The following is a 21,625-nucleotide window of genomic DNA, read 5'->3' on the forward strand; positions in this document are numbered from 1 at the left end:
TGATCAGGAATTACGCTTCCGCTGGAGCACTTTCACCCATCGCATCTTTTCGACTCAGGCGAATTTTTCCCTGTCGATCCACCTCAAGGACTTTGACAAGAATTTGTTCCCCCTCTGAGATTTCATCGGACACGGCTTGAACCCGGTGGGGGGCCAATTGCGAAATATGCACAAGGCCATCGACATTCGGAAGAATTTCCACAAAGGCACCGAAATCTACAATTTTCCTAACGGTGCCGAGATAAATTTTCCCAGGCTCCACTTCTTCAACCAAACGATTGATCATTTCCTTGGCTTTTTCCGCTGACTCACCATCAACTGCGGCAATGGTGACAAGACCAGAATCATCGACATTCACTTTCACGCCACATTCAGAAATAATACTCCGTATGGTTTTTCCACCTGGGCCAATGACGTCACGAATGCGATCTTGCTTGACTTGTAAATTAAAAATCCGTGGCGCATAGGCGGCAAGCGTTTCACGGGGAGTGGAAAGGGCCTCATCCATTTTCTCTAAAATATGTAAACGTCCAACGCGAGCCTGCTCCAACGCTTCCTTCATAAGCCCTGGCGTGACGCCTGATATTTTGATATCCATCTGAAGTGCCGTGACGCCTTGTTTCGTTCCAGTTACCTTAAAATCCATGTCCCCCAAGTGATCTTCAAGTCCTAAAATATCTGAGAGAATTAACGAACGCCCTTGTTCCAAAATCAACCCCATTGCAATGCCTGCAACTGGGGCCTTGATTGGAACGCCAGCATCCATCATCGCTAACGTCCCGCCACAGACCGTCGCCATAGATGACGACCCATTGGACTCTAAAATATCTGAAACAACCCGAATCGTGTATGGAAACTCTTCTTGCGTGGGAAGAATAGACGATAAGGCGCGCTCGGCCAGCTTGCCATGCCCGACTTCACGGCGTCCTGGAGAACGAAGCGGCCTTGCCTCGCCTACGCAAAATGGCGGAAAATTATAATGCAACAGAAATCGTCGAAAATATTCTCCTTCCAACGCATCGATACGTTGCTCATCTTCTTTCGTCCCCAATGTCACAACGGCTAAACTTTGCGTCTCTCCTCTCGTGAAAAGAGAAGAGCCATGCGTTCTCGGGAGCAACCCAACTTCGCAGGTAATGGGACGGATATCTGCAGGCCCACGCCCGTCGGCCCGGACTTTCCCATCTAAAATCATTTTTCGTACTTCTGAATATTCCAAGTCATGATAAATACGTTTGACTTGTTCGGCGCGAGCCTCATCGTCTTCGGCAAGCTTCTGAACAGCATCCTGACGAACCAGATCAAGTTGTCCCTGTCGAGCACTCTTGTCTGCAATGACAATCGCTTGACGAATGGGCTCTGCCACGATGGCACGAACGTGAGCTTCCAGTTCTGCATCAACGGGTTCAATCTCAAACGCCCGCTTTTCCCGACCAACAAGCTTTTGCAACTCAACGATTTTTGCGACAATTTTTTTAATTTCTGCATGGGCCAATTCAATAGCTTCGAGCATCGTGGACTCCGATAGTCCGTGAGCCCCGGCTTCGACCATCATCACCGCATCAGCCGTCCCTGCGACGACAAGATTTAAATCACTTGCCTCCATGGTCTTGACATCAGGATTCACCACAAATTGACCATTGGATCGACCAATTTTCACGCCCGCCAACGGCCCACCTACGGGGATATCGGAAATCGCCAATGCGGCAGACGATGCCGTCATGCCAACAATATCGGAGGAAAGAGTCTGATCCACGGAAAGCACTGAGGCAATAACTTGCGTCTCATAGTGATACCCTTCAGGGAAAAGGGGACGAATTGGCCGGTCGATTAAACGACTGGTCAATACCTCTTTTTCGCTTGGCGCACCTTCACGACGAAAAAATCCACCGGGAATCTTACCAGCCGCATAGGTTTTCTCTTGATAGTTCACCGTCAATGGCAAAAAATCAGTCTGTGGCTTGAGCGTCTTTGCTGAGACAGCCGTCGCCAATACCACAGTATCTGCATACGAGGCTAACACGGCACCATCAGCTTGTTTCGCCATTTTCCCTGTTTCTAAGCGAAGGGTTTGCCCACCAACCTCGATCTCTACGGCATGTATCATTGCTCTCTCCTCTCGAGCGGTTTCCGCACTCGGCAACTCGGAACCAAAAATTTGTACCTCAAGGCCAATATAACAATCGGCATTGCGTGATAATTATTTCCGCAAACCCAGCGACCCTAACAAGGTCTGGTACTTCGCTTGGTCCACTCGACGTAAATAGTCCAACAAACGACGTCGCCGACTCACCATTTTCAACAACCCTCGACGAGAATGGTGGTCTTTTTTGTGCTGTTTAAAATGTTCCGTCAAATCGATGATCCGGCTCGTCAACACCGCAATTTGAACCTCAGAGGAACCTGTGTCCTTCTCATTGCGCTGAAATTGCTGTACAACGGCTACCTTGGCTTCCTTTGTGAATGCCATCGCATTTCCCTCCTCGTAGTATGCTCTCTTCTGAAATTATCGCTCAATACACATGGTTTCAACTCGTACGTTTGTGCCCTCATGTCCTCCCGTCGATCGAGCCGACGAACCCGTGATTCCAATAGCCAACAACCGCCCTTGTTGATCACGCATTCGAATACGTTGCCCCTCACGCATTTGATTCATGTCACCAGCTTGACTTTGACTCACGCAGACATCTCCCCACGGAATTGGAACGCCATTCATCACCTTTTTCATGTCTTCAGTCTTCACCACTACAACAGGCAATTGGGGAAGCGCCTCATCAATCGTCAAAAATGAACGACGCATCTCTGGAGCGAGAAAATTTTCCGTCAACTCGTCGACATCAAGAGCATCCTGCACACAAAAAGGCCCGACACGGCTTCGTTCAAGCCAGAGCAAATGGCCTCCAACGTGTAACCGATCACCAATATCTGCACACAAAGTTCGAATATACGTTCCCTTAGAACACTGTACCCGTACATGCACATCACAGCCCTTGACCGCCAGCGTTTCCAGTCGATAAATCGTGACAGGCCTTGGACGTCGTTCAACGATTTCTCCTCGTCGAGCTGCGCGATAGAGAGGTTGCCCCTTGATTTTGACCGCTGAATACATTGGAGGAATTTGCTGAATATCACCCTCAAACTCATTCACAACTGATCGGATCTGATCTTCAGACAACCCAGCAAGAGACGATTCTTGAATGATCCTTCCCGTCGCATCCTGAGTATCAGTTGCTTGCCCAAGACGCAGAACCGCGACGTATTCCTTTTCCCACTCCAACAGATGATTCGCAACTTTGGTCCCTTTACCCAGCAAAACAGGAAGCACGCCAGTAGCTGCAGGATCTAATGTTCCTGCGTGACCAATCTTCTGAATACCAAATACTCGTCGAAGACGAAGCACAACATCATGAGACGTCCACCCAACTGGTTTCCGAACATTCAGAATTCCATGAACATGACGTGGCACGATCTTGGATTGGCCTTGTGGGGTCGTCGCTGCGAGGGTAGCATCCATATAACGTACTGATTTGTTCCTTTGTCGTCCTCAGCGTGATAAGGGATCGGAGCCATCTTCATGATGTTGAAGTGAATCCAACAACTGATCGATTCGACGACCATGCTGACGACTAGCATCTTGGCAAAACGTGATGTCGGGAGTATACCGTAACTCAAGACGTCGCCCCAGCTCCCCTCGAACAAATCCCACAGCACTCGAAAGCCCATCTAACGCCACCTCGTCCGATTCACCTTCACGAAGTGATGTCACATAAATTTTGGCAAAACGAAGGTCTGGACTGAGATCGACATCCGTCACGGTGATAAAACCAATACGAGGATCCTTTATCTTGCGAGCAAGAATATCAGCCACCTCCATGCGAATTTGATCCGCGACCCGCTCTGCTCGTTTGTAACCCGGTTTGGCCATCAGCATGCACGTTCGACAGAACCCTCTTACAATAATTCAATACGTGATCGACACAACTCCAAAGTCGGATTCGCTTGAATGGTGTTCAGAACCTGATCTAACACCTGATTCACTCGCCCCGATTCGTTGGCCACACAGGCAATGCCCAGGACCGCGCTCTGCCAAAGATCTTGATCATCGACTTCAGCCACAGAGACATTGAATTTCCCATGAAGCCGAGTCTTTAGACTGGAAAGAATTTGACGTTTCGCCTTTAACGATTGACTATCAGGGAAATGCAACTCAACAGTGCACAGTCCAATGACCATTCCACATCATCGCCATCGCATGAAGAAACCTAGCCGACTTCCAACACGTTCAGGTCATACGCGACTATGAATTGGAACGCTGATTGATTCAATATCATAGCTTAACGGCTTCCTCATCATAGACGAAGGCTTCAAGAATATCGCCAACCTTGAGATCATTAAAATTCTCGACGCCAATTCCGCATTCATAGCCTTGCTGGACTTCGCGAGCGTCGTCTTTAAAGCGCCGCAATGACCCGAGCTTTCCTTCATTCACCAGCACATTGTCGCGAAGGACTCGAATACCCGCACTTGATCGTGCAATCATGCCATCGGTGACATAACAACCAGCAATCGTTCCCATTTTCGGAACGGTAAACAACTGCCGGACTTCAGCACGTCCAAGTACCCGTTCCTTCAATGTCGGCGCCAGTAAACCTTCGGCAGCCGACTTGAGTTCAGACATAACTTTATAAATGACCGTATGCAGTCGAATCTCCACACCTTCGCGCTCTGCCAAGGCAGCCGCTTTTGGCTCTGGGCGGACATGAAAGCCTATGACTAGGGCTTGCGATGCGGCGGCTAACAATACATCAGACTCACTAATTCCTCCAACACCGCTGTGAATCACTCGAAAACGCACAAGATCGGAGGAAAACTTCTCCACGGCATCACAAATAGCACCGGCAGACCCCTGGACATCCGACTTTATGAGTATAGCAAGCTCTTTCACCTCGCCTTCTTGCATTTCCGCATAAAACTCATCAAGGGTTCGGCGCGGTCCCGTAGCGGCCAAGTCAGCCGTGCGCTGCTTTTCTTGACGCCCTTCTGCAATGCCCCGAGCCATTCGCTCATCTTTTACGACAACGAATTGATCACCGGCCGCCGGCACACTCAAAAGACCAATCACTTCCACAGGAATGGAGGGACCAGCTTCCTTGAGCTTTGCGCCTGTGTCAGAATTTAACGCTCGGACACGACCACTGACGGCGCCCATGACAAATATGGCGGACGTTTTGAGAGTTCCATGTTGAACAAGCACTGTCGCCACCGGTCCTCGTCCTCGGTCCAATCTCGCTTCTAACACCACACCCCTCGCGGAACATGCAATGTCAGCCTTGAGCTCAAGAATTTCAGCCTGCAAGAGAAGCATTTCCAACAGTTGATCTAGCCCTTGCCTTTCTTTGGCAGACACTTCGACAAAAATCGTTTGCCCGCCCCATGCCTCAGAGATCAGGCCATGCTCACTGAGCCCCTGCTTCACCCTCTCAGGGTTGGCGTCGGGCTTATCAATTTTATTGACAGCGACGACAATAGGAACATTGGCGGCCTGCGCATGATGAATGGCCTCGACCGTTTGCGGCATCACCCCATCATCAGCCGAAACAACCAGGACGACAATATCCGTCACTTGCGCTCCGCGAGCCCTCATGGCCGTAAAGGCCTCATGACCTGGCGTGTCCAGGAATGTCACCCGCTTCTCACCAACTTTTACAGAGTATGCCCCGATGTGCTGCGTAATCCCGCCAGCTTCGCGATCCGTCACATGCGTTTGACGAATGGCATCGAGCAATGAGGTTTTCCCATGGTCCACATGCCCCATAATCGTGACAACCGGAGCTCGAGACACTAACTGTTTCTCAGTGACTTCCTCAAGAACTTCCTCAAGAAGATCTTCTCCCTGTTTCTCCGCAGCAATCTCAATATTCACGTTTGCACCCTCAGCAATTAAGGCTGCCGCGTCTAAATCCATTGGCTGATTCATCGCCAGAACAATTCCCATATCCATAAGTTTTCTAATCACTTCAGCCGGACGTTGCCCTAATAACTCGGAAAATTCTTTGACCGAGATTCCGGCATGAACTTTTATTCCCTTCTTTCTTGGCTTCGTGACTTCAGTGGCTGAAGTGGATTGGCTTGGACGCGACCGCTCTTCACGTCGCAACGCTGGCAGGGGACGAAGATCTTGCCACCGAGCGGCATCCTCATACTTGGCAGCAAAGAGATCATCGTCACGTTTCTTCCCAACTTTTTTGGGCTTTTTAATTTTCCCTTCAATTGGATCAGCAACGGATGATTTCGGAGCATCCTTGTTTTCAGCCTTGGCACTAACTACTGTTGAGTCTTCACTTACTGAAGGATCAAGCGTACTGGAACTTTCTGGCTGAGACTCACGCTCTGGCTCGGGCGTGACAGCGAGAGGAGGCGGAACTTCGGTTTCAGCATCAGACTGGGATAGAGCAACTGATTCAGGAACGCCTTCAGCTGGACTATCTAAAATTGGAGGAACTCCAGGCTCTAGCTCACGATCAATCGTGCCTTCGGTGACTTCTCCGACAGGTAAATCAGAGTCGGGGTCTTCTTCAACTTTCTTCCGCTTGATGAGAATATGTTTCTTTTCAGGTTTCTTGGGTTCGTCAACGGTGGCAGAAGACCCACTCGATCCTTTACTTTTCTTACCAGACGTACCAGCGGCTTTTGCCGTGCCTTTTCGTCCCGGCCTCTTCGCATCATCCACGCCATCAACAGGCTTTTTCCCTTGAATGACTTCAACCGCTCGCCGAACGCTTTCGTCATCCAGCGTATTGCTATGAGACGTGACTTCGATCCCCAGTTGAACCAATTCAGGGATAAGGACTCGACTTTCCATCCCCAGCTTTTTGGCTAACTCATACACTCTCATCCAGCAATAACCCTCACACGTTAAACGGTTTCAGTTGTTGGCGCCGGCTCATCACTCGCCCCAGGGGAATCAACAGCATTGGCGGTGTCCGGCTCAACCGCCTTGTGTCCTGAAGATTCATCGGGACTCGATTGTGCTGCGGTTTCTTCTGCAAGAGCCGCCTTAATATCTCTGTCTCGTTCGAGTTTTTCTTTTTCGTACTCTGTCGCACTAATGATGTCAATTTTCCATCCGGTCAACTTGGCAGCCAATCGAACATTTTGCCCATTTTTTCCAATGGCAAGTGACAGTTGAGAGTCGGCAACCACGACCAAGGCGGCCTTCTTTTCTTCGTCAATTCCAACCTTTTCTATGGATGCAGGATTCAGGGCTTCTCCAATAAACACTCTCGGATCGTTGGTCCAAGGGATAATATCAATTTTCTCTCCACGAAGTTCTCGGACAATAGCCTGGACGCGCGAGCCCTTAATTCCGACACACGCCCCAACCGGATCCACGGCTTTATCACGCGAGGCAACGGAAATTTTCGTTCGATCTCCAGGCTCACGCACAACGCCTTTGATCTCAACAATCTTCTCCGAAACCTCTGGCACCTCTAAGGCAAACAGCTTCACGACAAACTGCGGATGAGCCCTCGACAAGATCACTTGTACATCCTTCGGGGTCCGGCGAACTTCAAGCAGGTAGGCTCGAATTCGATCACCACGACGATGCGTTTCTCGAGGGATTTGCTCCTGTAGAGGGAGAAGAGCCTCGGTTTTTCCTATTTCAACAAGATAATTTCGACGTTCCTGGCCAAGAATAACGCCATGAACGAGATCGCCTTGCCGTTTGGAATAATCACGCTCAACCGCTTCCCATTCCGCTTCTCTGACCTTCTGGCAAATGACTTGCTTTGCTGCTTGTGCGGCAATCCGGCCAAATTCCTCCATATCGATTAACGAACCAATTTCATCGCCCATCTCCGCATCACTATCAATTTGGCGAGCCTCTTCGAGCGAAATTTCAGTGCGCGCATCCGTCACGGTCTCGGCAATGGTTTTCTTTGAAACAATAGAAATTTCACCTGTTTCGTGATCGACATCGACTTGAATATTCTCACCATGCCCATAACGTTTTTTTGCAGCCGTCACGAGAGCCGATTCAACAGCAGCGAGGACACGATCTTTATCAATGCCTTTCTCACGGCCAATTTGCTCGATCACTGCCATTAATTCACGCTTCATGTATCAGCTCCCGATCAAAGTGAATAATGGTTGGACATTCAACCCATCTTGATAGTGTTGCCATCTAGAATTCTATTTCCAGTCTGCCCTTGTCAAACATCCCCCACGCCAGCGTGACATGAGGCTTCTGAGCCCCTTTAGACGGGACAGGCTTTAAGCAGATGCCTTCGTCGGTTACTTCCTGTAAATGCCCAACGATAAAGGACTTTTTCTTCTCATCGCTCAGCAAGTTCACGCGTATTAACTTGTTCAATGCACGTTGGTAGTCTTGACGATGCTTAAGAGGCCGATCTAATCCTGGGGAAGATACCTCAAGTCTATAGGCATAAGGAAGGGGATCGAGAACGTCAAGTGCCCGACTCAAGGAATGATGGAGCTCCTCACAATCTTTAATCCCAATACCACCCGGCTTATCAATGGTTATACGAATGCAGGAGCCAGCTCCTCTTCCCAAACAACGAATTTCAACAAGTTCCACATTCAGCGCATGAGCCAAAGGACTCGCAACCTGTTCAATCCGTTGCTCGACACTGTGACCTGAACCCGTCATGCTCAAATACGAATAGATTGGGGTTCTATTCGCATACTCTAATTTTTCAGTAGTTTAAGAACAAAAAAAAGTGGGCATTCGCCCACTCCACCTTGCTGCGACCCTAGCATTTCTTTAGTCTAAACGCAAGAGCCTGTGCGAATGGGACCATTTCCCACCTCGGCTCTTCCACCTTCCAAGCCGTCCGGAACTGGCCCCTACCCGAACATTCACCAAAAACACGCTGCGGCAAGCACTCATCACTCCATAGGCTTAAGACTACCCCTATGATAGACTGCTTATAAAGGCATTCTCATTATCACGAGAGCACTGAGTCGACGCCTAGACAACACAGGCTTCCACACTCACGCAGCATCTATTTTCAAGGAACAGTATGGCCAAAATCCTGTCAATCGCATCTGGGAAAGGTGGCGTAGGAAAAAGTGTCATTAGCAGTAACCTTGCACTTCTTCTCACAAAACGAGGAAAACGAGTTATCTTAACGGACTTTGATACCGGTGGAGCCAATCAGCATATCCTGTTTGGTCTGTTTCACCCAACTGCAACGATGACAGATTTCCTGAGTCACCGCATTAAAACACTCGAAGAGGTCGCTCAACCCGTCAATGGCTATCACAACCTTCGACTGATCCCTGGGACCGGGGATACCCTGCGCACGGCCAATCTTCAACATGCCAGAAAAAAACGACTCATACGCCATCTAAAGGAACTTCATGCCGATGTCATCGTTGTCGATGTCGGAGCGGGAACACATTATCACACACTGGATTTTTTTCTGTTAGCTGACCACCACTTAGCCGTTGCAACGCCTGACCCAACCTCAGTCCTTGATCTCTATCGCTTTATTAAACTCGCGGCCATCCGAAAAGTTCTCACGGCATTTGCCGCTCGAGACCCCGTTGCCAATGCCCTTCTTGACCGAGAATTTCAAAGCATGTCGGAGGTCTTGGAAGCCGTGGGAGAAACCAATGAGGAGGGAGTCCCAGTAGCGCGGCAGGCCCTACAAGATTTTCAGCCATATTTGATTCTCAACCGAATGACGAGTGGGTCACGAATTAATACGTTGCAGCTTCAGAGTCTTCTGAAGCAATACGTCGGAACCGACCTTACCTTACTCGGAAATATTCCTGAGCATGAATCAATTGTCCGATCGGTCCAGAAATATTTACCGGTCGTCGACCTTGACCCCACATCGCCTCCAGCCATAGCCCTTGAACACATCGCTGACAATATGGCAGCTCGACTCTCAGTCACGTGAAATACGCCTTCAGACGTTCAGCCACCTCATCACCACACAGCGTGAACAGGGAAACTTCAGCAATGAAAATGCAAAAGACAAGGGAAAGATTCTTGGAGAGTCGCAGGCGGCAGAATGCCAGAGACCTAGAAATTGCAGACGTTATGGAAGACTTTTTGACAACGTGGTGAGTGCCTCCGAAAGACCGCCTAACTCAGCGCCTTTTTTCTCCAATTCTTCACGAACCCCCTTGAGCTGCTGAGCAAGCCCATCTCGCTCTTGCCCGACACGATCTGAGTCTGCAAGCGACGCTTGATACTGATGGATTTCCGCTTTAAATTCTTCAGACGCCGCTTGAGCATTCTTGGCCTCATGCCTGGCTTCTTCCAAATCTTGAGTCAATCGCACAATTTGTTCTTGCGCTGCCTGAAGATTTGCTTGCGTTTCGCCATGCGCTTCTTCGTTTTTCAGAAATTGTCGATGCAGTGAATCAATCGCAATACTCCATTCCCGTACAGCACCTGCTGGCAACTTAGGAGGCGCAGGTAATGCTTCAGCCTGTCCCAACTTGTTCACACACGACTCTAACCAATCGACAAAAGCCGTCACGTCTCGGAAATTAAAATCATTCGAGGTCGAATGTCCCCCTGTGCTCTGTCCTTGAACCGACGAGACCACCGAAGGAGCCGAATGATCGGACTCGTTAATCGGCTCATGATCAGCCGCTGTCCCATCATAGTGCTGAAGCAACACGGCAACACAATGACGACAAAACGGCTTCTCATTTGAAGGACACGAACATTTGGTCGACAAAACGCCAGAGCGTAACTTGATAGTCTGCGAATAGACTCCAAACGTCCCACTCACCTCAGCAGAAACAGAACCAGCACCAGACTCAAGGATTTGAACCCGGCTCTCGGTAAAGTATTGCTTACCAAGGCTATACACTTGCCCGCCAACGACAGAATGAATCATATCAGGCTGGAGTTGTGTGAGCGTTTGTGCCGAACACGCGATTCGATTACGCATAGGCTCCTCACTCGCTTAGAATTGGACTAGCGTTCTACAGGCAACAGGACTCACAGGCATCGTTGATCGTCATCGCAGTAAAGCCATTGCTGTCAACATATCCGTTCCTGAGTCAGATCGAAGAAGAGCATTCAATACGTTGCAACAAGAGGACCTTCACGTCATGTACTATATCGGTCGCACAAGCCAAAAATTAACGTAGGCACACGGGCGCTTACGGTCCAATTTTCGACTCTCACCGAGCTGGCCCTTCTACGACCATACCCAACACGACACCTCACGAGGATTCCCTTCCGTGTGCAGCAAAATTACGAAAATAATTCCACATGACAACAGAACAGATCACAACCTGCCTTATCGTCCACCAACATTCCTTTGGTCCATTAGAGGGAGAACACCAAACATCTGCCGAACTTGCATGAACCAACAAGTCCATTCATCTATTATGCATGATCAAGTACCCTTAGCCAACATATTTCATGGCATGCATGTATCAATTTACGAACACAGTCACATGAAACAAATTCCAGAACAACACAATATTTTCAATGACCTACACGTTAGACAACACACCAGCAACAAATCTCATCAGAATGTGAACATGCGGATGTCGTACAGGGGATTTCAAAAGGAATAGCAAAAAGCGGTAAGATGACCTACATATTCATTCGACACAACGGCAGGGATACCAGGGGGCAATGGAGAGAGAAACCCCATACACTAGAAAGAGCTATTCTTTATCATGGAAATGGCCTAAGGCAGCATGATGTAACTCATGACCGCAGACCGCAAAATTCCATTTAGGGCAATATAATGTGTTCGTCGTAAAATCAAAAAACCCTCTCAGCGTTTTGAGTGACGGCATGCTGCCGCCATGAGACGGCATGAATTGAACGCCGCTCTGCCCCGTCCGATTTCCCCACTCTTCATGTAAGGTTTGCTGATCAAGAAATACCACCTTGAGATGTTGAATGTCATAGTCTTCTCGATAGCGACCGTCAGTCGCGCACCCCAGCACTCCACTGCACATCAGCAACAAGAACAGAACGCAACCCAATCGAACAATCATTTGACTCTGAGCTATGAAAACAATCGGCATGATTCGAATGTGCAGAGCAACCAATAAATGGCACAATGTTTGATAATCTTGTCGGTTTCAACTCACTGCTCCTTAAACGCACATCCACGGCTTCATGAACAAGAATACTCATCGCCCTAGTTTCATTGGGAATTTTTCCAAAACAACACATGGGCCAGACTTTCATACGACAAGCTTATAGCCGTTTCCAATAACTTCCGCTACTTGAAACGTTGTATCGCGCTGAGTTTGTTGTATTTTCCTCTTTGGTATTTATTTGGATTCGCTATAATTATGCAATGATTTCTACGTATGACTATAGCGAAACCAAATAACTTCCAGCCGAATGTACATCATGTACACAGCGCAAAAACACACGTCATACAGACGGAAGTAAATTCGAACGGCTATAGAGACATTCAGCTCATTGTCCATCTTTACAAAGAAAGAACTCCACGAAAACTCAAGTGGAAATACTTATAAAAATGAGATTGAGATGATGATAATGATGAGAGGGGGTAGATAGTTTGTTGAAAATGATCGCGTGAAATTGACGAGGCTGACGTAGTTCAAAAAATCTGCGAGAAAACCGCTACTTTAAATACGGTCGCAAGTTTTGGTAGTTCTTCCCTAACGTTTGACCATCCTTTTCCCATGCTTGCATAAATGTCGAAAAGCGACGCTTATCGTAACTCCCGAGGATAGAGGCTCGAATCACAAGCTCACCGGTATCGGCCCAGAAAAAGCGTGAGACCGAGGCATGCCGATTCAAGTCGTTAATAAGCGAAAGCTGCGAAAGGTTACTGTCGATAGCATCATGAGCTTCGGAACGAGACTGCGACTCGATGCCGGCAAAAGCCGACTGCACCATAATCCCATCTTTGAGAGGCACCAAGAGAAACCCGATCTTCGACGGATGCGTGACTTTCACTCCTTGATTCATGGGATCACACTCATACCCCAAAAATTCTAAGTGTTCGATAATCTGCTCTTTTGCCTGTTCAGCATCGGCAAACACGATCCCATCGGATAACACCAAGAAGAAACATGTCATCAGCCACACAGGAAACAACAACCCACGTTTCATCGTCATAAGGTTCGCTCTCCCAGAAACTTACTCTTGATCCACACCTCCCATCACCGAATGAGAGGTGTGGCGGACATCGTGTCATTCACTGCTGCAGTACGAGGTGAATATTAATTATTGTTGAGGTTAATCGTGCCTCCAGTGTTCACCAGCACAGCCGCATCGTCACTGATATTCAGCTGATTGCCTGAAGGGTCAAATCCTTCTAGAGGATTGAACCCCTGCTGAACATTGACAGGTCCTGCAACCCGCAACTCTGGAAATGCCGCAAACGGAGCCGTACAGGCACTACTCGCACAAGCATTATTTGTCACACTTAAGATATTGGGATTGGCCGCAGAGCCTCCGCCAAACTGCCCTAAGGGACCCGTCAAATTAAAGAGACCACCGGCATTCGTTTCGACTAATGCACCACCGGCAATCTCTAACACGCTACCATTTTGTAGACTAAAAATCGCCCCAGTTACACTCACCGCGCTATTGGCGCCCGTCACATTGACTAAGGAGCCATTGACGGTGAGCCGGCTGGCATCCAATGACACCAATGCATCATTCGGCAAATTCGCAACCAATGTCGATCCGCTAGTCACGTCAAGGAAGTTTGAGCCCGTCGACATCGTGCTTTGAACCAGAACAACCAATGGACTGGTCGCATCAAGAAGTTGTGCATCCACATATCGACTGCCATTCGACAGTGACAGCACGCCTCCGTTATTCACCGTCACGTTCCCTGGAACACCTTTCTGCGTTACTGAAAGCATTTCCGACCCCATAGCCAGTGTACTTTGATCGACACGCACCAACGTCTCATCGGTGACGATCGAACTCCCGGCTACTGTCGCAACCGTATCAAAACTTCCCCTACTGACATTCTGCAGATCAAGAAGCCCACCATCGTTCACGGTAAGAATCAAGTCTGTCGCGGAAATTAAATTATCCAGATGCACGACGTGATTGGCTGTCACCTCACTTTGATTATTCACGACAACAGCCGTGTCGCTCAGCGTTCCGGCACTTGGGGTGGTTCCACTTCCTCTGATAATAGATCCAACCGACACCTCTCCGGAATTATTAACATCTAATACTCCTCCGGAATTCACGATAAAGGATTCGGACAATCTTGCCAGCACGCCATTCGTGTCTCCCCCCATCTCAAGCACACTACTATCAACGGTTACGAAGGTCTCATCGCTGGTGATGTTTCGAATCACAAACCCAAACCCATTGACAGTGGACACCTGACTCTCGTCCGACAAAGCCAAGAACCCACCATTGGTGATTGTTAAATTCATGTCTGAGCTCCGGCCGGAAAACTTATCAGCGGTCAGGGCCCCTTGCTCAACCGTAATGAAGGTATCCCCCGATGTCAGCACATTCTGCCCCACGTTCATCAGGAGATTTCCGGCGACATTCATCGTTCCACCATCTTGAATATCGAGCAACCCATTGTCCACATTGAGCTGACTGCCATTCGTGGACACCACGGTTCCATTGACAGTCAGGGCACTGCCTCCAAGCACACGCACCAACGCTGTGCTAGCTGAGGCATTCACCGTACTGTTCGATACATTCAGCAAGTCATCCGAGGCTGTGAACGTACTATTGCCTAATTCAAGAATTGACCCTTGTACCTCCACATTCGCATTGGCAAATTGTGCCACATCAACCGACGCATTCACCGTCGAATCTTGAAGAGCAAGCCCCCCTAAAATCGTGGCCTGTCCAGTCGGCGTATTTTGAGTACGAATACCAGCCAAGAGGGTGCCGGCGTTACTAGGGTCCTCGAAGGCCGACAACAAATCAGAGGAAACAGATGGCGCAATGGTCCCCACGGAAGACATGGGAATATTGGATATGCCTCCAGAGTAATTGTCTAACGCCAGAATGACCGGAGGCCCATTGCTTGATGAAGACCCGTTTGTCGATGCCACAAACGGAGCATTTATCCCCATTGTGCTCCCGCCGGAAAGTATGACAGCTGGACTCCCTGCACTAGCGGGGAATCCCGACTGACCAGGACCAGGCGGCAGTGGTGGTGGCGGCGGTGGCGGTGGCACTGGAGCCGGTGGTGGTGGCGGTGGTGGTGGCGGCACTGGGGCCGGTGGTGGCGGAGGTGGTGGTGGCGGTGGCGGCACTGGGGCCGGTGGTGGCGGAGGTGGTGGTGGCGGTGGCGGCACTGGGGCCGGTGGTGGCGGAGGTGGTGGTGGCGGTGGCGGCACTGGAGCCGGTGGCGGAGGAGGTGGCGGTGGCACTGGGGCCGGAGGAGGCGGAGGTGGCGGCACTGGGGCCGGTGGTGGCGGAGGAGGCGGAGGTGGCGGTACTGGCGCCGGTGGTGGTGGCGGAGGCGGTGGTGGCGGCACTGGGGCCGGTGGCGGCGGAGGCGGTGGAGGCGGAGGTGGTGGTGGTACTGGTGCCGGTGGCGGAGGTGGCGGCGGAGTTACTACCACTTCCGTTTCTCCATCTCCAGACTGTCTAAATTCTGTTGTGGGAATACGATCATCTTCAACAATCACAGAGGGGGGTAATGTTGGTTCAAGGTTCGCCGCTGGGTCCGGCTCAAACAACGCAGCCACTAAGTTATCAGCTTGCTGTTGCTGCGCTCCTACAATTTGTGTTTGAGCTTCTACTGGTGTTCCTGTGTGTTGTGGATTGGCTTGAAATTCTTGAACACGCCATGGAGCATTTTGATCTACAAACGGGTTGCTCACAGACTCTCCGATCACTTGAACACCCTGCTGGGCACCTAAACTCGTCTGCACCGCACTTGAGTCATCGGACAAGAACGCCGCATGTCCCTCCACTACATGTACCGTCGATGTCATATGATTGGCCGCAACACGATCTTGCGAAGCGAGGGAATACCCCGAACTCAGAAGAGGTCTTGATTCACTCAAGGACTCGTTTCCGGCAAAAGACCCTTGGCTCGTTGGTGGAGTAACCGTGATCCCAACAATAGAGGCAGGTTCAATCGCAAGAGAAAAGGTTTCAGTCTTGAGGACAATCGGCAAACCATCTGTTTTGGTTGAAACACAGATGTGCCCATTCAATACATGGATAACTTTGGACAACTGGCCATCTTGTAGGATTTGAAGTTCAGATTGTTCCTCCATGACCACCAAGGTCTCATGGTTAATGAGCATGGCAAGCATGGAATCATCGCCTGTTCGGATTTGGTCGCCGTAGACAACTGGACCTTTAAATTCTAGTCGTTCGCCAATGGCAGGTTGATGTGAATGATGGAGAAAGACTTGACCAGAGATATTGGAAACGATTCCTACGGATTCCGTCTCAGCGGGAAGACTCTGTGCGAGAACGACGTGCCCCCAAAAGAGATGACTGGCGATGAGAAACCAGACCACCGACCGAAAAAACGTGTTCGCCTTAAGCTGACTTGCCTTCATAAAGTGGCCCTCCTCTGCCCCTTTACTCACTCCGTCCAAGCGCAAAAATCTTTTCCGCGCATTCCGAGACCGTACATGAAGAAATGTACTTCATTGTTTTTTATTGTTGGGCTTCTGTCAAGATATTTTTTACGTGTGAGACGTTGCCGTGATAAATACCAGAACATCTGTACGTAAAGCCCTGCATATCTTAATAAAAATACATATTTAACAGAACGCTTTTCCTCTCATTCATTCTCCGTTCTCTCTTGACAAAATCTGAAGGCTGACGTAAAAGCCGACGAAGCGTTTCACTGTGTCCCACATTCCATGGAAGGAACTGAGGTTATGCAACGTAATTATGGGTACGTATTCATTCTTGGATTACGGGCCTTAGGGGGAAGTCTCCTTGTGACGTGTTTTTGTGCGCTCTTCATGAGCCCCGTCTTTGCGCAAAAAGGAGACGCCGAGGTGTTACTCGCCGAAGCCACCATGGCCTATGATGCCAAAGAATATCAAAAAACGCTTGAACTGCTAACCCAAGCCCATGAACGTGACCCACAGAATGCGAGAGTGCTCTATTACCTTGGGCTGACCCATCTTGCGCTCAATCAACCGGAGATCGCACAGCAAAAATTAGAAGCGGCACGACAACTCAAGCCGGACGATCTGTATATTCGCTATCAACTGGGCATGGCCTACTTTGCGCAGCATCAATATGATGAAGCTGAACCCTTACTGTTCGATGCCTACGAAGAACAACCAGGCTTGGAAAGTTTGGGATATTGCGTTGGGTTTCTGCATTATCGAGAGAAAGATTATGACGAAGCCTTAGCCGCGTTTAATACAGAAACATCGAAGGATCCGAACATTCAACAACTGACGATGTTTTACAGTGGGCTGGCAAGTGGCGTACTTGGACTTCCTGAACAGGCCATTATTGAATTAGATGAAGCCGCCAAAGCCGATGCGGTTTCCCCGTTAACGCAAGGCGCCATTCAACTTCGGGATACACTCGCGGCGGGCCGGCGAACCACACAAGAACGCAAACGATTGACGGCGCAACTCAGTATCGGTGGATATTACGATGATAACGTGGCCATCAACCCTAATCGCAATTCCGATGCGACGGTCCAAGCCTTACGAGACAGAAAAGCCCCATCTCCTGGTGTCTTAGCATCGGCTTTGTTCAACTATGCCTGGCTTCGGCATGGCCCATTTGAATCCACGATCAACTATTCATTTTTTCAAACACTCAACGTCAACAATTATCTCTCACGATTTGACACCCAAGACCACTTAATTGGCATTGGAGGATTTTATCGCGGAAATGTTTTTGACCTTCCCTACCAATTGGCTGTGGAATATTCGTTTGATTATCTCTGGCTGGATTCTGTTCCATTTTTAAGCCGGCATAGTCCGACATTTTCAGCCACGCTCGTGGAACCAGTCATCACGCTTCCAATCGTGGGACAAGTCGGAAACATCACCACAGCAATTGTTCGGCATCAAGTGAAGGAATTTTTCAACGAACCGTCAAACAACGATCCACGTTTCGTAGGCATCGATGTTGATTCAGATGTTCGTGATGGGTTTAATACGATGCTGGGCTTTACTCATGTGTTCCGTTTTTCGGAGGACGCCCATTTACTGAGAATCGGTTATCAATATGACAATGAAAATACAGATGGATCGAATTTCACCTATCAAGGCCATCGGTTCTTAACAGGAGGGCAAGTTTCCCTCCCAGTCGATGGACTCCGACTCCGCTATAGTTTTGATATGCACTGGCGAGACTATAATGCCGGGGCAAATACCATCTTCCCTCAAACGGCAACGAGCACCGTGCAGCGTGACGACACACAGCACAATCACCTTGTCCAATTAGTGCAAGACTTGCCAAACAACTTCGCTCTCACTGGGCAATATCAACGCATTCGCAATGATTCCAATATTGCCGTCTTTGATTACACCAAGAATGTCTTCACGGTGATCTTAAGCTGGACCTATTAGCCATCAGCCCCTTCGGCCATAATGGGTGAATTGAGCTACATGTTTCATGCGGATGAAAGCAAAAAACGCTGACATCTTGATGAATGAAGTTGTTCACGTAAAACCCCTAGCCAACACTTCTACCCTCTACACCATCGGCCTATTCAATGAGTGGCATGCTGGAACTACCGGCATGCCACTCCCATAGTGCAAACGCCTTCGCTCCAACTCCGTACCACGACATTTTTAAAGTTTGTTCTATTCTGATATGGTATGGCTGCCATGAGTAAGAGACTCGGAAAGTCCCTTACTCACGGCAGAAATAATATCAACAAAAAACGTACGTCAAATATGTTCTGAACATGTTATTGCACCAAAATTAAGACGTGTCAGGGAAAGGTCATTACCTATCTCACATGACCGAAACTCGTAGACCATACCCATTCACCCATCTGGTGATGATTGCCTGCGCTGTTTCGGCCTTATGCTGGGGGTTCCCCTCCAGTGCTACAGGCCTGGAGTCGGCGCAGAATTCACTGCCTCCGGTGAATGACCCTACAGGACTTTTTGGCACTCCACCTCCGATCACGCAACAAGAAGTTCCCTCCTCTCCTCGCTCTGACGTTCCACATATTCTTCCCCCGCTCACACCACTTCCCGATGAGGCAGAAGACGCTCCCCCACTCAAAGTTTTCGTGAAAGAAGTCCAAATTGTCGGCACAACCGTGTTGACTCCAGAAGAACTGGCTGATGTCGTCAAGCCATACTTAGATCAAGAACTCACAACAGAACGGCTGGAAGAACTTCGACGCGCCATTACCTTGCAATATGTGCAAAAGGGATATATTACGTCCGGAGCCGTCCTACCCGATCAACAGGTGCTGAATGGCATCATTACGTTTCAGGTTGTCGAAGGCCAACTCTCCGACATCGACGTCGAGGGAACCAATTGGTTTCAGCCATTCTATTTTACGAGCCGCCTCAATTTACGTGCCGGGCCGCCCGTCAACGTGAATGCCTTGCGAGACCGGCTCCAACTCTTTTTACAAGATCAACGTATCGCTCGCATCAATTCAGAGTTACAGCCAGGGTTAGGACCGGGGTTAGGAGTACTCAAGGTTAGAGTCCAGGAAACGAACCCTTGGAGGGCATGGGCTGAATTTAATAACTACCAATCTCCCACTGTCGGCGCGGAACGCGGTCTCTTTACATTGGCGCATTTGAATCCATTAGGTCTTGGTGATTCAGCAAGCGTGACATGGGGAATGTCGGAAGGCGTCGACCCTCTCGTAGACGCAAGCTATGCCCTGCCTTTTACCCCGTGGGACACGACCCTGATTTTCCAGTTTCGGAAAAATGACTTTTCCGTGGTGGAATCGCCATTTAAGCCTTTAGATATTCAGAGTGAAACTAAAATTTTCACCTTATCACTGCGACAACCTCTCTATCGAACGCCCACACAAGAATTTGCGGTGACATTGATAGGCGAACGCCTTGAAAACAAGAACTTTCTCCTCGGCATTCCATTTTCCTTCACGCCTGGCACGACGGCACAGGGCAAAGCGGTGTATTCGGTGTTGCGCTTTGCGCAGGAATGGGTCGATCGCCGACCGAACCAAGTGCTCTCAGCTCGCTCACGATTTAGTCTGGGCCTCGATGTTCTGGGAGCGACCATTAATTCTTCCGTATTCGTGCCAGACGGACATTTCTTTACGTGGCTTGGGCAAGTGCAAGGCGCTCATCGGTTTGATCCCTATCGCATTCAAGTAATCGGAAGAATGGATCTGCAACTCGCCAATGACCGACTGTTCCCGTTGGAACAATATGCCTTAGGCGGTCGCTTCACCGTGCGGGGGTATCGTGAGAATCAAGTCGTTCGCGACAATGCATTTTTGTTCACGATCGAATCTCGAATTCCCGTCCTGCCAGCAACATTCGGCCTGGAAACCGTACAATTTGCGCCATTCATTGATGTTGGTCGATCGTGGGACGCCAAAGGCAATACCGCCTCACCTCATACCTTAGCCAGCATTGGAGCGGGCCTACGCTTCTCTTTCCGTCAGCAATCTCACCCATTACTGCAACATGTTCAAGCCAATATCTATTGGGGACAACAACTCAACCATGTATCGGATCCAGGACAAAACCTGCAAGATCACGGCATTCACCTTCAAGTCGTGCTGGATCTCTTGTAAGCAATTCACCTCATAACTGAATCGCGCAGGAAAGCTGAGGATTTGTGACGCTACGAGTGATGAAAAAGGTCGAAAGGTGGGATTTCTGAGGTTCTACTTAGGTGCCAAATGAATTTTTTGAAGAAATCGATGGCTCATGTGACTAGGAGCTGACAACGCACGTCCCTGCATGCGCAATCGTCCCAAGCAGCCAAGCTTAGACTCCTTAATGGCGATGTACCGAAACGTCGATTGCATTCGAACGTTTTCCTCCCAACAACGTCTTGACGTCTCTCGGCACTGGGGATTTTCGTTTCCGTAACTCGAAGTCTGAATGTGTGCGTGAGGAATCTGTAAATTCTGTAAAAACTCCTGTAGTTGTATGGCCCGACGATGCCCAAGTGCGAGACTATACGCTCGTGACCCCCTTCGGTCGCAATACGTCTCAAGGAGCAAAGTCCCTGCTGGCACATGCCGCACGAAGTCGATACTGTCCTCCAAATCCTCAGAGAGCGCTCCCTTCACAAACGGACGATCCTCATCAAGATATATATCAAACAACGTCCATGGAACCCCTTGATGAACCGTTTCACCGAGACCGGGCTGCAGAATCTGAGACCGTTGAGATGCACGTTGAATGGGTAAGTCTTCTACCAACTCTCTTTCCAACATCATCGCAAACCCATAATTCGTTTCAAGCAGACCACTCAAGCAAAACACCCCACAAAGAGACAGAACGGTAAGGACACCGACGTCCTTAAAACGCCCGACAACCGTGCGCTGCTCTCGCACTAACCTTCTCGCAATCCATGTCCTTAGCCGCATACCTCCTTCTTCGGTCAACCAAGAACAAACCTAAGAAAATGCCGGCGATTTCCTGAAAAGAGGCTAGCGGTAAAATAATGGCGTTAGGACAATGACGAAAGGCTTGCCGAACGAAATAAGAGTCTGACTCTATGAAAAAGTAGGGAGGAGTG

The 21,625-nt window shown here is 49.3% G+C and carries 16 protein-coding genes; 3 read left to right on the plus strand and 13 right to left on the minus strand.

Annotated features, from left to right (window positions below; all coding sequences use genetic code 11):
- Nucleotides 1-10: 10 nt before the first annotated feature.
- From pnp to ACWHX8_RS16145, 8 genes are all read right to left on the minus strand, one after another.
- A complete protein-coding gene (gene pnp / locus ACWHX8_RS16110) occupies nucleotides 11-2,107 on the minus strand; it encodes a polyribonucleotide nucleotidyltransferase (protein ID WP_447969157.1) in 2,097 nt (698 codons plus the stop codon).
- 93 nt (nucleotides 2,108-2,200) lie between these two features.
- The gene (gene rpsO, locus ACWHX8_RS16115) at nucleotides 2,201-2,470 is read right to left on the minus strand and encodes a 30S ribosomal protein S15 (protein WP_447969158.1); all 270 of its coding nucleotides are present in this window, start codon (nucleotides 2,468-2,470) and stop codon (nucleotides 2,201-2,203) included.
- A 36-nt stretch (nucleotides 2,471-2,506) separates the two neighbouring features.
- On the minus strand, nucleotides 2,507-3,514 hold the full coding sequence (truB, locus tag ACWHX8_RS16120; RefSeq protein WP_447969159.1) for a tRNA pseudouridine(55) synthase TruB: 1,008 nt from the start codon (nucleotides 3,512-3,514) through the stop codon (nucleotides 2,507-2,509).
- Nucleotides 3,515-3,544: 30 nt separating this feature from the next.
- Nucleotides 3,545-3,925, minus strand: coding sequence for a 30S ribosome-binding factor RbfA (gene rbfA, locus ACWHX8_RS16125; RefSeq protein ID WP_447969160.1), 381 nt, complete (start codon nucleotides 3,923-3,925; stop codon nucleotides 3,545-3,547).
- Nucleotides 3,926-3,951: 26 nt separating this feature from the next.
- Complete coding sequence (locus tag ACWHX8_RS16130) at nucleotides 3,952-4,233, minus strand: DUF503 domain-containing protein (RefSeq protein ID WP_447969161.1); 282 nt, start codon at nucleotides 4,231-4,233, stop codon at nucleotides 3,952-3,954.
- Nucleotides 4,234-4,327: 94 nt separating this feature from the next.
- Nucleotides 4,328-6,895, minus strand: a complete 2,568-nt coding sequence (gene infB, locus ACWHX8_RS16135; protein WP_447969162.1) for a translation initiation factor IF-2 — start codon at nucleotides 6,893-6,895, stop codon at nucleotides 4,328-4,330.
- A 20-nt stretch (nucleotides 6,896-6,915) separates the two neighbouring features.
- Nucleotides 6,916-8,121, minus strand: coding sequence for a transcription termination factor NusA (gene nusA / locus ACWHX8_RS16140; protein ID WP_447969163.1), 1,206 nt, complete (start codon nucleotides 8,119-8,121; stop codon nucleotides 6,916-6,918).
- Between the two features lie 64 nt (nucleotides 8,122-8,185).
- A complete protein-coding gene (locus ACWHX8_RS16145; protein WP_447969164.1) occupies nucleotides 8,186-8,671 on the minus strand; it encodes a ribosome maturation factor RimP in 486 nt (161 codons plus the stop codon).
- Between the two features lie 373 nt (nucleotides 8,672-9,044).
- Between ACWHX8_RS16145 and ACWHX8_RS16150 the strand changes: the two genes are divergently transcribed.
- Nucleotides 9,045-9,929: a P-loop NTPase gene (locus ACWHX8_RS16150; protein WP_447969165.1), complete on the plus strand. Its 885-nt coding sequence runs from the start codon at nucleotides 9,045-9,047 to the stop codon at nucleotides 9,927-9,929.
- A 141-nt stretch (nucleotides 9,930-10,070) separates the two neighbouring features.
- On the opposite strand, the gene ACWHX8_RS16155 is transcribed toward ACWHX8_RS16150, so the two are convergent.
- The 4 genes from ACWHX8_RS16155 to ACWHX8_RS16170 all read right to left on the minus strand — a co-directional run bounded on the left by ACWHX8_RS16155 (nucleotide 10,071) and on the right by ACWHX8_RS16170 (nucleotide 16,503).
- Nucleotides 10,071-10,937 (minus strand): SWIM zinc finger family protein, encoded by an 867-nt coding sequence (locus ACWHX8_RS16155; RefSeq protein WP_447969166.1) that lies wholly within the window; start codon nucleotides 10,935-10,937, stop codon nucleotides 10,071-10,073.
- A 730-nt stretch (nucleotides 10,938-11,667) separates the two neighbouring features.
- On the minus strand, nucleotides 11,668-12,036 hold the full coding sequence (locus tag ACWHX8_RS16160; protein ID WP_447969167.1) for a hypothetical protein: 369 nt from the start codon (nucleotides 12,034-12,036) through the stop codon (nucleotides 11,668-11,670).
- A gap of 571 nt (nucleotides 12,037-12,607) precedes the next feature.
- Nucleotides 12,608-13,108 carry a hypothetical protein gene (locus tag ACWHX8_RS16165; protein WP_447969168.1) on the minus strand — a complete coding sequence of 167 codons (501 nt, stop codon included), beginning with the start codon at nucleotides 13,106-13,108 and terminating at the stop codon, nucleotides 12,608-12,610.
- 104 nt (nucleotides 13,109-13,212) lie between these two features.
- A complete protein-coding gene (locus tag ACWHX8_RS16170; RefSeq protein WP_447969169.1) occupies nucleotides 13,213-16,503 on the minus strand; it encodes a hypothetical protein in 3,291 nt (1,096 codons plus the stop codon).
- 327 nt (nucleotides 16,504-16,830) lie between these two features.
- Between ACWHX8_RS16170 and ACWHX8_RS16175 the strand changes: the two genes are divergently transcribed.
- The gene (locus tag ACWHX8_RS16175) at nucleotides 16,831-18,495 is read left to right on the plus strand and encodes a tetratricopeptide repeat protein (RefSeq protein ID WP_447969170.1); all 1,665 of its coding nucleotides are present in this window, start codon (nucleotides 16,831-16,833) and stop codon (nucleotides 18,493-18,495) included.
- Nucleotides 18,496-18,890: 395 nt separating this feature from the next.
- Entirely contained in the window at nucleotides 18,891-20,669 is a 1,779-nt protein-coding gene (locus ACWHX8_RS16180) for a ShlB/FhaC/HecB family hemolysin secretion/activation protein (RefSeq protein WP_447969171.1), read from the plus strand.
- A gap of 93 nt (nucleotides 20,670-20,762) precedes the next feature.
- Here ACWHX8_RS16180 and ACWHX8_RS16185 read toward each other — a convergent pair whose 3' ends face one another.
- Nucleotides 20,763-21,473: an OmpA family protein gene (locus tag ACWHX8_RS16185; RefSeq protein ID WP_447969172.1), complete on the minus strand. Its 711-nt coding sequence runs from the start codon at nucleotides 21,471-21,473 to the stop codon at nucleotides 20,763-20,765.
- Nucleotides 21,474-21,625 lie beyond the last annotated feature (152 nt).

The sequence above is a fragment of the Nitrospira sp. M1 genome, assembly GCF_965152605.1.